This window comes from Empedobacter tilapiae (assembly GCF_004785645.1).
Taxonomy (GTDB): Bacteria; Bacteroidota; Bacteroidia; order Flavobacteriales; family Weeksellaceae; genus Empedobacter; species Empedobacter tilapiae.
In genome coordinates this window covers 13,645-27,040 of the sequence record NZ_SRPE01000007.1, presented here as the reverse complement: position 1 = coordinate 27,040, position 13,396 = coordinate 13,645, and the positions used below count along the sequence as shown (strand labels likewise).

General features: G+C 31.1%; 10 protein-coding genes. 4 read left to right on the top strand and 6 right to left on the bottom strand.

Annotated elements, in window-relative coordinates; all coding sequences use genetic code 11:
* Positions 1 to 8: 8 nt before the first annotated feature.
* Positions 9 to 2,240: a RelA/SpoT family protein gene (locus E4J94_RS10640; protein ID WP_135835791.1), complete on the bottom strand. Its 2,232-nt coding sequence runs from the start codon at positions 2,238 to 2,240 to the stop codon at positions 9 to 11.
* 356 nt (positions 2,241 to 2,596) lie between these two features.
* On the opposite strand from E4J94_RS10640, the gene E4J94_RS10635 reads away from it, so the two are divergent.
* Complete coding sequence (locus E4J94_RS10635; protein ID WP_135835790.1) at positions 2,597 to 4,504, top strand: AMP-binding protein; 1,908 nt, start codon at positions 2,597 to 2,599, stop codon at positions 4,502 to 4,504.
* A 95-nt stretch (positions 4,505 to 4,599) separates the two neighbouring features.
* A complete protein-coding gene (locus tag E4J94_RS10630) occupies positions 4,600 to 6,471 on the top strand; it encodes an Nramp family divalent metal transporter (protein ID WP_135835789.1) in 1,872 nt (623 codons plus the stop codon).
* Positions 6,472 to 6,529: 58 nt separating this feature from the next.
* Here E4J94_RS10630 and E4J94_RS10625 read toward each other — a convergent pair whose 3' ends face one another.
* From E4J94_RS10625 to recG, 4 genes are all read right to left on the bottom strand, one after another.
* Entirely contained in the window at positions 6,530 to 7,048 is a 519-nt protein-coding gene (locus tag E4J94_RS10625) for an ankyrin repeat domain-containing protein (RefSeq protein ID WP_135835788.1), read from the bottom strand.
* Positions 7,049 to 7,109: 61 nt separating this feature from the next.
* Positions 7,110 to 8,633, bottom strand: a complete 1,524-nt coding sequence (locus E4J94_RS10620; RefSeq protein WP_135835787.1) for a catalase — start codon at positions 8,631 to 8,633, stop codon at positions 7,110 to 7,112.
* A 239-nt stretch (positions 8,634 to 8,872) separates the two neighbouring features.
* Entirely contained in the window at positions 8,873 to 9,037 is a 165-nt protein-coding gene (locus E4J94_RS17610) for a hypothetical protein (RefSeq protein WP_168801860.1), read from the bottom strand.
* A gap of 179 nt (positions 9,038 to 9,216) precedes the next feature.
* Positions 9,217 to 11,322, bottom strand: coding sequence for an ATP-dependent DNA helicase RecG (gene recG / locus E4J94_RS10615; RefSeq protein ID WP_135835786.1), 2,106 nt, complete (start codon positions 11,320 to 11,322; stop codon positions 9,217 to 9,219).
* A gap of 111 nt (positions 11,323 to 11,433) precedes the next feature.
* Here recG and E4J94_RS10610 point away from each other — a divergent pair, with 111 nt between their 5' ends.
* Both E4J94_RS10610 and E4J94_RS10605 read left to right on the top strand, forming a co-directional pair.
* A complete protein-coding gene (locus E4J94_RS10610; protein ID WP_135835785.1) occupies positions 11,434 to 12,027 on the top strand; it encodes a thioredoxin family protein in 594 nt (197 codons plus the stop codon).
* A gap of 69 nt (positions 12,028 to 12,096) precedes the next feature.
* Positions 12,097 to 12,657 carry a TlpA family protein disulfide reductase gene (locus E4J94_RS10605; RefSeq protein ID WP_135835784.1) on the top strand — a complete coding sequence of 187 codons (561 nt, stop codon included), beginning with the start codon at positions 12,097 to 12,099 and terminating at the stop codon, positions 12,655 to 12,657.
* 79 nt (positions 12,658 to 12,736) lie between these two features.
* Here E4J94_RS10605 and E4J94_RS10600 read toward each other — a convergent pair whose 3' ends face one another.
* Complete coding sequence (locus E4J94_RS10600) at positions 12,737 to 13,288, bottom strand: DUF1697 domain-containing protein (protein ID WP_168801859.1); 552 nt, start codon at positions 13,286 to 13,288, stop codon at positions 12,737 to 12,739.
* Positions 13,289 to 13,396: the final 108 nt, after the last annotated feature.

The window sequence follows — 13,396 nt, the reverse complement described above, 5'->3', positions numbered from 1 at the left end:
TAATAAATCTAATTTTTATATGTTCTCTTTACAGATTGAATTCCTTCTATGTTCTTTAATTCCAACATAATTTTTTCTAATTCGGCTTTATTCTTAACAGAAACTGTAATTTTTCCATCAAAAATACCTGCATCTTCAGATAAATTAATACTATGCATATTTAGTGAATTATTTTTTGAAATAACTAATGTTATATCGCTTACCATACCAGATCTGTCCAAACCTTGTAATTCTATCAACGCTTTAAATTCTTGTTGAGAAGAATCAATCCATTTAGCTTTTATAATTCTGTAGGCATAATTAGCTTGTAAAGAAACTGAGTTTGGACAGTCTACTTTATGAACTTTTATACCTTTAGAAACAGTGATAAAACCATAAACTTTGTCACCTGGAATTGGATTACAACAGCTTGCTAATTCATAATCTAAACGCTCTTCATCATTCCCAAAAACAAGACTATCTAATTTCGTTTTATCAACAGGAATATCTTCTTTTTTAGTCGTATTGAATGTTGATTTTCTAAAGCGGTTAATCAATCCAGTGAAGCCAGTATTTCGTTCAGCAAATTTGCGTAAACCATTGTTGTCAATAATTCCCATAGCAACATTGTAAAATACATCTTGACTTGAACTTAACTTAAAATATTGCTGTAATTGATTAACTGTATTTTCACTAAAATCAACTTTTAGATGTCGTAATTTTCGTTGAATAATTTCTTTTCCTTCTTCGGCTACTTTACGTTTGTCAGAATTAAGAGAAGCCTTTATTTTACTTCTTGCTTTGCTTGTTACAACATAATCTAACCATTCTAATTTTGGTTTTTGTTGAGTAGATGTAATAATTTCTACTTGATCTCCACTCTGTAGTTGATGAGATAACGGATATAATTTCCCATTCACTTTTGCACCCAAACAATGGTCACCAACATTGGTGTGAATAGAATAAGCAAAATCTAAGGAACTTGCTCCTTTTGGTAATGAATGCAAATCTCCTTTTGGTGTAAAAACATAAATTTCTTTCGAATACAAATTGAATTTAAAGTTATCCATAAATTCAATAGCATCTTTTGTATCTTCTTGTTCTAACATTTCACGAACTTGATGAATCCATTCATCTACTTTCGTTTCATCGTCTGATACATTTTCTTTGTATTTATAATGTGCAGCAATACCCATTTCTGCAACTTCGTCCATTCTTTCGGAACGAATTTGTACTTCCACCCAACGCGCTTGCGGTCCCATAACAGTTACGTGAAGCGATTCATAACCCGTTGTTTTGGGCTGAGAAATCCAGTCACGCATACGTTTTGGATTTGGAATAAATAAATCCGTCACCAACGAATAAATTTTCCAAGCTAAGAATTTTTCATTCTTTTTATCCGAACGATAAATTACACGAATCGCAAACAAATCAAAAACTTCTTCGAAAGGAATTCCTTGATTAACCGTTTTTCTATAAATCGAATTAATTGATTTTGAACGACCTTTTATCTCAAATTCTAAACCTTCGGCTTCAAGTTTTTCTGAAATAGTTTTACAGAAATCATCAATGTATTTTTTTCTTTCAGCTTCTGTTTCTGTTAATTTATGTTCAATATTAAAATATGCATCTGGTTTAGTATATTTCAAACTCAAATCTTCCAATTCTGATTTGATGTTATACAATCCCATTCTGTGAGCCAAAGGCGCATAAATAAAAATGGTTTCAGATGCTATTTTTAACTGTTTATCCTCGCGCATACTTTCTAGCGTACGCATATTGTGTAGACGATCTGCAATTTTGATCAAAATCACACGCACATCTTCAGATAAAGTCAGTAATAATTTTTTATAATTTTCTGATTGTATCGAAACATCTTGTTTATTTAAGACAGCAATTTTTGTTAATCCATCTATAATTTTTGCGATTTTTTTGCCAAAAAGTTTTTCAATATCTTCTAAAGTATATTCTGTATCTTCTACTACATCATGCATTAAAGCCGCTGAAATTGATGTAGCGCCAAGCCCAATTTCGTCAGCAACTATTTTTGCAACAGCAATCGGATGATAGATATATGGCTCACCTGTTTTTCTGCGTTGATCTTTGTGCGCATCAACAGCCAAATCAAAAGCTTTACGAATCAGCTTTTTATCTTCATCTGATAAAGTGACATATGTATTTTGAAGCATCTCTTTATAACGTCTTGTTATTTCGATGTTTTCTTTCTCTAATTGTTCGTTTGTTATAACGTGAGGTGTCATCTTTTAGTAATTTTTGGTAATAGTTAAAAAGCCTTTCAATCCTTTGTTCATCTGCTTTTTTTTAGGAAATAAATATACAATATTTTCTATTTATGAAAGAGATTTAAAAATCAAAATATTTTATATTCTATAATTATTTATTGTATTTAAATGAATGACGTATTTAATACACTATTAATTTAATAATTTAAACAATATTGATAGTAAGTATTTTATCAATTTAATAATTTTAATTAAATATTATTAATGATTTAACAAATTAAACAATAGTCTTGAAATAATTAATCAAATAGTATTTATTAAATCAAAACAATTAGTAAATTGACAAAACAAATAAACACACAACACACATATAAATGGATTACAAAACTTTATACTCAAAAAGTATTGAGGAGCCTGAACTCTTTTGGAAAAAAGAGTCTCAAAAATTAGCATGGTCAGTTTATCCAGAACAAATTCTTAAGCAAAATGAGAATGGATATTACTCTTGGTTTGTTGATGGCAAAATAAATATAAGCCGATTAGCATTAGAAGAAAATATAAAAGCTGGAAGAGGAGAACAAGATGCTTTAATTTATGATTCTCCTGTCACCGGAATAGTTGAAAAAATAACTTATAATGAATTACTAGAAAAAGTAAGCAGATTTGCTGGTGGTTTAAAATCATTAGGATTATCAAAAGGAGATACGGCTATTATTTATATGCCAATGATTCCTGAAGCAATAGTTGCAATGCTAGCTTGTGCTAGAATTGGTGTAATACATTCAGTTGTTTTTGGCGGTTTTGCTTCTCCAGAATTAGCTATTCGTATAGATGACGCACAACCTGATGTTATTATTTCTGCATCTTATGGAGTAGAAATTAATCGTCAAATCAACTATAAACCATTGATTGATGAAGCAATTGAACTAACTCTTTACAAGCCAAAAAATATTATCATTTTTGAGCGACCAAATAATACCGATGATTTATCAGCAGACAACGTTCATACCTATGATGAAATGTATCAACATCAACCTGTAGAACCTATCGAAGTTCCGAGTACTCATCCATTATATATTCTGTATACTTCTGGAACAACTTCAACGCCAAAAGGTGTCGTACGTGATACAGGAGGTTATGCAACAGCTCTAAATTCGACGATGAAATATTTTTATGATTTAGAACCAGGTGATACAATTCTTACTGCAAGCGATATTGGTTGGGTTGTTGGACATTCTTATATCGTTTATGCGCCGTTAATTTATGGTGTTACGACTGTTATTTATGAAGGGAAACCAATTAAAACTCCTGATGCGGGTGCTTTTTGGAGAATGGTTGAAGAACATAAAATCAAAAACATATTCACAGCTCCAACAGCAATTAGAGCGATTAGAAAAGAAGATCCAGAAGGAAAATTATTTAATAAATACGATACATCTAGCTTAAAGAGATTATTTTTAGCTGGAGAACGTTGTGATACTTCTACATATTACTGGTTAAAAGAAATTTCAAAATTGCCAGTTATCGATCATTGGTGGCAAACAGAAAGCGGTTGGCCAATGTTAGGAATTTGTGCTGGAGTCGAAAATATAATGCCTGAACCTGGCGCAGCTGGATTACCTGTTTTTGGGTATAATATAAAAATTGTAAATGAAGAAGGACAAGAAAATGGCTTAAGAGATGAAGGTTCTATAGTGATTAAATTACCTCTTCCTCCTGGTTGTATGACAAGTTTATGGAGAAATGAACATCGTTTTATTAAAGGATATTTTCAACAAGTTCCTGATCATTATTTAACAGGAGACGGTGGATATAAAGATGAAAATGGATTTGTGTTTATAACTGGTCGTACTGATGATATTATTAATGTAGCTGGTCACCGATTAAGTACTGCAACGATGGAAGAATTAGTTTCTTCTCATCCTGATATTACAGAATGCGCAGTTGTTGGAATTAAAGATGAATTGAAAGGTCAAATTCCAATCGGTTTAATTGTTACAAAAGAAAATGCTTCAAAGTCAGAAGATGAAATAGAAAAAGATTTAGTCGCTTTATTACGCAAAGAAATTGGGGGTATTGCATGTTTCAAAACTTCAATTGTAGTTAATAGACTACCAAAGACTCGAAGCGGAAAAATACTACGAAAAACATTATCTCAAATAGCAGATGGAGCATCCTTTACAATTCCATCTACAATAGATGATCCAACAGTTTTAGATGAATTAATTCATGAATTTACTAGAAGAAACATAGGTCTAGCCTTTGTTTCTCCGCAAGTGTAAATTATTTTCCATACACTATTCTTAAAGCAGTAATTCTTACAATTACTGCTTTTTTTATTCATTTTTACATAAATTTGAATTAGAAAAATCATTCAATGTCAAGCCAATCAAAATCATTAGAGGATGTTCACGAAAGTGTTCAAATAAAAAAAGGAAAGTTTCGAAAAATTTTAAGTTTTTTTGGACCAGCTTACTTAATAAGTGTTGGTTACATGGATCCAGGGAACTGGGCTACCGATTTAGCAGGTGGTAGTCAATTTGGTTACACATTGATTTGGGTTTTATTAATGAGTAACATTATGGCTTTGTTGTTACAAAGTTTATGTACACGTTTAGGAATTGTTCGTCGAAAAGATTTGGCACAATGCAACCGAGAGACTTATCCGAAAGGAATGAATTTCGTGTTGTATATATTAGCGGAAATTGCTATCGCAGCCTGTGATTTAGCTGAGATTTTAGGAATGGCAATTGGTCTAAATTTACTTTTCGGAATTGATTTAATTTATGGTGTCTTAATCAGTTTTCTAGACACTTTCCTCCTACTTTATCTTCAAAAATTAGGAATGCGAAAAATGGAACTTTTCATTGTTGGTTTAATCACTATGATTGGTTTATGTTTTTTAACAGAAATGTTTTTAGCAAAACCAGATTTTGGAGAAGTTGCAAAAGGATTCATTCCGTCTATTCCAAATAGCGCTGCATTGTACATCAGTATTGGGATTATCGGTGCAACTGTAATGCCTCATAATCTTTATTTACATTCTGCACTTGTCCAGACGCGGCAAATAAAACGCGATGATTTTTCAATCAAAAAAGCACTCAAATATAACTTTTGGGATAGTGCAATTGCTCTCAATTTAGCTTTTTTTGTCAATGCTGCAATCTTAATTTTAGCTTCATCCGTATTCCATAAAAACGGCTATCACGATGTTGCTGAACTGAGTGATGCTTATAGATTATTAGGTACAACTTTAGGAACAGATTTGGCTCCAAAATTATTTGCAGTTGCTCTAATTTTAGCTGGACAAAGTTCAACAGTTACAGGAACTTTAGCTGGACAAATTGTAATGGAAGGATATTTACATTTGCGTATTAATCCTGTTTTGAGAAGAATTTTAACTCGATTATTAGCCGTTGTTCCAGCTGTTGTGGTTATTCTTATTTTTGGCGAAAAAGAAGTTGGATCTTTATTGATTTTCAGTCAAGTTATTCTGAGTATGCAATTGGCTTTTGCAGTAATTCCGTTGATTCATTTTGTGAGTGATAAAGCGAAAATGGGGAATTTTGCAATCAATACAACAACCAAATTTTTTGCATGGACAATCGCTTTTATTATTTCATTTCTGAATGCGCAATTGGTGTATGAAGAGGTTAATAAGTGGATGGCAAATAGTGAATCTTACACTTTAAACATTTTTCTTGTAGCATTAGAAATCGGACTTTTAGTTTTATTATTGCTGACATTTTTTATTCCAATTATGCTGAAGAAAAATGAAGAAAATCAAAAAGAAATTCATGAACCATTTGAGAAGTTTACATTGGAAGAAATTTCAAATCAGCATTTCAAAAAGATTGTGGTTGCGTTAGATTTTTCGAAAACGGATAGAAAAGTCATCAATTATGCGACGCAATTAGCTACTACTGAATCTGCCATTATTTTGGTTCATATTGTCGAAAGTGCTTCTGCGAAATATACGGGAGAGCGTTCGAATGATGAAGAATCTTTATCAGATTTGAAACGTTTAGAACAATATGCAGAAATCATTCGTCCTCTGTTTAATGAAACTAAAATTGAACTAGGTTACAATAATCGAATCAATTCGATTGCTGAAATTTGTAAACGAAATCAAGCAGATTTGTTGATTGTTGGTTCACACGGACACCGAGGTTTTATGGATTTTATTTTTGGAGAAACGATTAATAAATTAAGACATCGCGTTAATATTCCGGTGTTTATTGCAAAATAATAAAAAGCCATTCAGAAAAATTCTGAATGCCTTTTTGATTAGATTAAGAATATAAAAATTATTTGATCGATAATAACTCGATCATTTCTTTATTTTCTTGTAAAATAGCATGATCTAAAGCAGTTTTACCATTATTATCTTTAATGTTTAAATCCGCTCCAGCTTCGATTAGTTTCTTAGCAATTTCATTTTGACCAAATGTTACAGCAAAAATCAAAGCAGAAGCTCCATTGAAATTCACTTGATTGACATCAGCTTTATTCGAAATTAATAAATTTGCCATTTCAGGAAATCCTCTAAAAGCTGCGCCCATCAACGCATTATTTCCAGATAAATCTTGCGCATTAGGATTTGCTCCTTTTGATAATAATACTTTTGCAGCGACTGAACTATTGTTATAAATCGCTAAAATTAAAGGTGTGAATCCGCGTTGATTTGCTTCATCTACATGCTTTCCATTCGAAATTAATTCTTCTATTTGCTTCACATTATTTTCTCTCGCCGCACTAAACAAATCTTGTGCATAAATTGAAGAAAAACTGAATAGAAATAAGGCTAAAAATATATACTTTTTCATGATAATATTGATTTTATGAAAGTCATGGAGTCGAACTCAATCGACTCCAATCCAATAGAAATTATTTTGGTAAATATTGTTTTACATCGTTCATAGAACTATTTGTAGCCTTCATCAAACGTGTTCCATATTCTGTATTTGCTTGGTAAAAATGTGCAATCATTTTATGAACAATTACTTTATTTTTAACCGCATTCAAAGCTCCTGATAAATTTTTGATTAAGTTATCTTGATCTTTTTTAGAGAATGATTTGTACAAATCTCCAGCTTGCACAAAGTTATTTTCTTTATCAATGACGTGCTGAGTTGTTGTTGCTCCCGCAGGAAAAACAGATTTTGAATACTTGAATTTTGCATTATCTACAACCTCAGGAAGATTAGTTGAAGGTTGATAATTTACATCACCTTTTTGCTCTCGGATCGACATATAACCATCTTGATTGTATGTTTTCACATTGTTTTTTGGAGCATTTACAGGAATTTGTTGAAAATTACCTGTTAAACGGTGACGCTGTGTATCAAAATAAGAGAACAAACGACCTTGTAACAATTTATCTTCAGAAGCTTCAATTCCTGGAACCAAAGTGGCTGGAGCGAATGCTGCTTGCTCAACTTGTTGAAAATAATTCGTTGGATTTTCATTCAATGTCATTGTTCCAACTTTAACTAATTTTGCAACAGATTCTGGCCAAATTTTCGTTACATCAACAGGATTGAAATCTAATTTATCAAAATCTTCTCGTTTCAATAATTGAACATATAAATCCCATTTCGGAAAGTTTCCTTTTTCAATTTCATTACGTAAATCTAATGTTGCATGCTCAATTGCAGTCGATTGAATTTTATCTGCTTCTTCTTGCGTTAAATTTTTCGTTTCTTGTTGAGGAACCCATTTATATTTCACATAAGTTACTTCACCTTTTGAATTTACCCATTTGTAAGCATGTACACCATTTCCTTCCATTTGACGGAAATTTGCAGGAATTCCGTAATCTGAAAACAACCACGTTAACATATGCGTAGATTCTGGCAAATTAGAGAAGAAATCAAATACACGATTTGGATCAGATGCACCATTTGTTACAGGAGATGGTTTGAAAGCATGTACCATATCTGGGAATTTGATCGCATCGCGAATAAAGAAAACAGGTAAGTTGTTTCCAACTAAATCGTAATTTCCTTGTTCTGTATAAAATTTCACTGCAAATCCACGTGGATCACGATAAGTTTCTGGCGAACCTTGTTGATGCGTTACAGTAGAAAAACGTACAAATAATGGCGTTTTTTTACCAGCTGTTGACAAGAAATCAGCCATTGTTACATCAGAAAAATCTTTATCAGCAATAAATTCTCCGAAAGCTCCAGCTCCACGCGCATGAACAACACGTTCTGGAATACGTTCACGATCAAATGCTGCTAATTTTTCAATTAAATGAATGTCTTCTAGCAAAACTTGTCCGTTATTTCCGATTGTTTTAGAATTTTGATTATCTCCAACTGGTGCACCTGTGTTTGTCGTTAATTGTTGTGCAAATCCAATCGTAGAAAGAAATGCTAAACTTAATACTAAACTTCTTTTGATCATAATTATAGTTTTATTCTTTATTTATCATTTTAAGACAGAGCAAAACTAAATCGGCTATAATTATAAATCAAATCTATAAAATCTATAAAGTATAATTAATTTTTATAATAATTAGAACTGAATTATTTACAAGGTAGAATAAGATGATATATTATTTCACAATAAATGAATAAATAAAAATGATTAAGAATTTTAGAAATAAAAAAACCGCTTATTTAGCGGTTTTAAGGATATATTACTTAATTTTTTCTAAATCGTTGAAAAGACATAGAAGGTTTAATTTTTATCGATTCATTAGTGATTAATACCATTAAATTTAAATGCTGATTGAACATCCATAGTGAATTTCCTTCAACCTCTACTCCTTGTGGAGTTCTGATAAGTTCTAAATTTGTGTACATCATAATCTATAATTTTTTGGTTGACGCTAATGTTGTGTTAAAAATAATTTTTAATGTTAATTTTATTTAACACAATTAATAAAATTAAAAGTTTCTAATAAAATTCGGTGTTTTGTATTTGTTTTTAAACAAACATAAATTATACCAAAAAATTATACAAATCATTTCCTTTATGTTAAATTTTAAGAAATTTGACTCCAACCAACTTTATCTTTATGATTTTCAATGAAATATTTTTTTGTTGCGTCATAAATCGGAGAAGAAAGTGTCGGATCTTGTGAAAGAATAGCTTCTACACATTTTCTTGCTGCATACAAAACCTCTTTGTCTTTCGCTAAATCAGCAATTTTAAGATTTAAAACACCACTTTGTTGCGTTCCCATCATATCTCCAGGACCACGCAATTCCAAATCAACTTCTGCTACCTGAAAACCATCATTTGTTTGACACATCGTTTGTATACGGCGTTTCGAAACTTCATTCAGCTTTGCTCCAGTCATCAAAATACAATACGATTGCTCCGCTCCACGACCTACTCGACCACGAAGCTGATGCAATTGAGAAAGTCCAAAACGTTCAGAATTTTCAATAATCATTACCGAAGCATTTGGCACATTAACACCAACTTCTATTACAGTTGTAGCCACCAAAATTTGAGTTTCGTTATTTTTGAAACGATTCATTTCGAATTCTTTATCCGCAGGATTTTGACGACCATGCACAATACTTATTCCATATTCTGGCAACGGAAAAGCACGAGAAATACTCTCGTAACCATCCATCAAATCTTTCAATTCTAATTTTGCAGATTCTTCAATCAATGGATAAACCACATAAATTTGACGACCTTTCGCAATTTCATCTTTCATAAATTTGAAGACACTCAAACGATGCGCATCCGTTTTATGAAGCGTTTTAATTGGTTTTCGTCCTTTTGGTAATTCATCGATCACTGAAACATCCAAATCACCATACATTGTCATCGAAAGTGTACGCGGAATTGGTGTAGCTGTCATTACTAAAATATGTGGCGGAAGTTTAGCTTTTCTCCAAAATTTAGCACGTTGCGCAACTCCAAAACGATGTTGTTCATCAATAATAGCTAATCCCAAATTCTGAAAAATCACATTATCTTCTAACAATGCATGCGTCCCGATAATGATTTTAAGGTTTCCATTTTCAAGATTTTCTAAAATTGGTTGACGTTTTTTCTTTGTCACTGAACCCGTTAATAATTCAACCGAAATATCCAAACCATTCAGCAATTCTGTAATGCTCTCATAATGTTGTTGTGCAAGAATTTCTGTTGGTGCAATTAAAGCTGCCTGAAAACCATTGTCAACTGCAATCAACATCGTTAATAATGCAACCATCGTTTTTCCAGAACCAACATCTCCTTGTAACAAACGATTCATTTGTGCAGGTTGGCGAAGATCAAAACGAATTTCTTTAATCACTCTTTTCTGCGCATTTGTCAATTCAAAAGGTAAATATTCATTGTAAAATGTATTGAAATAATGACCAATTTCTGGAAAGGGATTGCTTCTATTCTTTTGTTTATTGACTGCTTTTTGAGAGAGATTTGCAAGATTTAGGAAGAAAAACTCTTCAAATTTCAGTCGACGAATCGCTGCATTTAATTCTGTTACATCTTTTGGAAAATGAATTGCTTTTAACGCATCATTTCTTCCAACTAATTTATAATGATCGAGAACATTTAAAGGTAAATTCTCAGGAATATCGATATTTTCAGCAAAAAGATTCATCATCATTTTTTGAAGAACACGATTCGTAATTCCTTTTTTCGTTAACTTTTCAGTACTCGGATAAACGGGAAATAATCCAAGCGGAATATTTTTCGCATCTTCAACTAATTCAATTTCAGGATGTGTGATACTGAAATTATTATTGAATACATTTGGTTTTCCGTAAATCACAACTTCTTTGAAAAGATCATTTCTCAATTTCTCCTTTTGCCAAGAAGAAACTTTGAACCAAACCAATTCTAAAGTTCCAGTTCCATCTTGAAATTTCCCCACCAAACGTTTTACTTTTCCTTGGTTAATTTCTTCTAAACTAACAATTTTACCTTTCAATTGAATTTCGGCTGCTGTTGATGAAATTTCAGAGATTTTATAGAATTTCGATTTATCAACATAACGAAAAGGAAAATGTTGTATCAAATCTTCGTATCTAAAAATTCTGAATTCACTTTGCAATGTTTTAGCACGCTCAGGTCCAGCACCTTTTAAATATTCTATTGTTTTTTTTAATGGATTTTGATACATTTTTCTACTTTCGAAAGTCGCAATTTACCAAATTTTAACGACAAACAATGTCATCGTTGTTACAAAATAAGCTCGTAAAATTGCTTTATATTTGTAACAAATTAGAATCAAATGAATTTAACAGAATACATCAACAAAGGTTTATCATACGAAGATTATATTACACGCGTTGAAGATGATTTGGAAAACGAAATAGAAAATGATGATCCGAAAGAATATGTACAATATTATGCTTTGGGATTGCAACGCATGAACAGAATTTTTAAAACATTCAAATTAAATCCTGCGCAAGAAACACGCGTTAAATCAACTGCAAATAATTTAAAATTATTAGTAATTACAGAAGGTTGGTGTGGAGATGCATCTCAAATTTTGCCTGTTGTGGAGAAATTGGCAAATGCACTTCAAGTTTCGACGCATTATGTTTTACGTGATGAAAACATGGAGTTGATGGAAAAATACAAAACAAATGGTGCAGCTTCTATTCCGATTATTATTGGAGTGAATGAAGAAAATGAAGAAGCTTTCCGTTTTGGTCCTCGTCCACAAGCTGGAATGGAAATGTTGGCGCGTTTCAAAAGTAATCCTGATACATATTCAGCAGATGATTTTCACGAAGATTTACAAAAATATTATAACAACAATAAAGGTGAAGATATTGTAAATGAAATTTTAGATTTGATTGACGAAAATATCGGTAATTAATCATTTTTTTCAATTTGTTCAACTTGTTATTTGTTCGCATCTTTGTGTAAGATTTTATTGAAAAGAAAAATGAAAGGAAATAAACAAATTATTTTTGCCATCGTTGTAGTTGTCGCTTTAGTCGCTATTATGTTTACGCCAATCGGTACATTTTTTAAAAGTAAAATGGAAGATAATAGCCACGTTGCTGGTTCTGAGATAGAATTAACAGAAAGTGATTATGATATTGATTTAATTGGTCATAACGGTGCTGCAAATACAAACTTGATTGATTTCAAGAAAAGTGGTGAAGTTGTTTTTCTAAATTTTTGGGGAAGCTGGTGTCCTCCTTGTGTTGCTGAAATGCCAACCATTCAGAAATTGTATGAAGCAAAAGGACAAAAAGTAAAATTTGTATTGATTGCAATTCAAGATAAACCGACTGTTTTTAATCCTTTTTTACAAAAAAATAATTATACAATGCCAGTTTATGAGCCAAATAGTCCTATTTCGAATAATATGTTACCAAAGGTTTTTCCAACAACGTATATTTTAAATAAAAAAGGTGAAGTTGTGTTGAAAGAAACAAAAACAAGAGATTGGAACGATAAAGAAATTAATGATTTATTAGATAAATTAATCGCTGAATAACTTCATTTAGAAAATAAGAAAAAACCGTTATTAATTGATTAATAACGGTTTTTTTTATATCTGTAATTTAATTCTCTTTTTAATTTTCTCTCATCAAAGCTAATTGTAATAAAGCAGTTGTTGTATTTTGATTACGAGTTGTAGCACTTACATTTAGTAAATTCTCAAAAAAAATATTAGTTAATTTCGTTTTTCCATATCCAGAAGGACAATACAAATAAACCACATCTTCGACAATAAAATATTGTTCATCTTCATTCTTTACTTTTTCAATTTTATCTGTATTAATTTCTGAAGGTTTATTTGCTAAAAAAGTATAATGTAAAAATTCCTTATCAATATTCAAATCCATCAAAAAAGGATTATTTTCTATAATATTTTTAAGTTTTTTAATTGAAAGAATTAAGACTGGAACTTCAAAGTTTAGTGATTCAAGTATTTTGTCATGAATAAGATCTGCTATTTCTTTGACATTTGTTAAATTTGAGGAAAATACTGCATTTCCGCTTTGTACGTAAGTTGTTACATTTTCTAGATTAAGCTCTTCTAAAAGTTTAGTCAAAATATCCATTTTGATAATTTTCTTCCCACTTACATTTATCCCTCTTAAAACTGCAATAAAGATATTCATAACCATTTTATTATAATGACAAATTATATAATAATTAAATATACTTGATATTTTCAAATAAACAACAATTGAATACTATCAAAAATGTCATGTAGTTAATGGATTAAT

Bases quoted from the DNA above. Each gene is read 5' to 3' on its own strand.
- E4J94_RS10610 (WP_135835785.1), top strand. From the start codon at position 11,434: ATGAATTTAACAGAATACATCAACAAAGGTTTATCATACGAAGATTAT.
- E4J94_RS10640 (WP_135835791.1), bottom strand. From the start codon at position 2,240: ATGACACCTCACGTTATAACAAACGAACAATTAGAGAAAGAAAACATC.
- E4J94_RS10605 (WP_135835784.1), top strand. From the start codon at position 12,097: ATGAAAGGAAATAAACAAATTATTTTTGCCATCGTTGTAGTTGTCGCT.
- E4J94_RS10625 (WP_135835788.1), bottom strand. From the start codon at position 7,048: ATGAAAAAGTATATATTTTTAGCCTTATTTCTATTCAGTTTTTCTTCA.
- E4J94_RS17610 (WP_168801860.1), bottom strand. From the start codon at position 9,037: ATGATGTACACAAATTTAGAACTTATCAGAACTCCACAAGGAGTAGAG.
- E4J94_RS10620 (WP_135835787.1), bottom strand. From the start codon at position 8,633: ATGATCAAAAGAAGTTTAGTATTAAGTTTAGCATTTCTTTCTACGATT.
- E4J94_RS10600 (WP_168801859.1), bottom strand. From the start codon at position 13,288: ATGAATATCTTTATTGCAGTTTTAAGAGGGATAAATGTAAGTGGGAAG.
- E4J94_RS10635 (WP_135835790.1), top strand. From the start codon at position 2,597: ATGGATTACAAAACTTTATACTCAAAAAGTATTGAGGAGCCTGAACTC.
- E4J94_RS10630 (WP_135835789.1), top strand. From the start codon at position 4,600: ATGTCAAGCCAATCAAAATCATTAGAGGATGTTCACGAAAGTGTTCAA.
- recG (WP_135835786.1), bottom strand. From the start codon at position 11,322: ATGTATCAAAATCCATTAAAAAAAACAATAGAATATTTAAAAGGTGCT.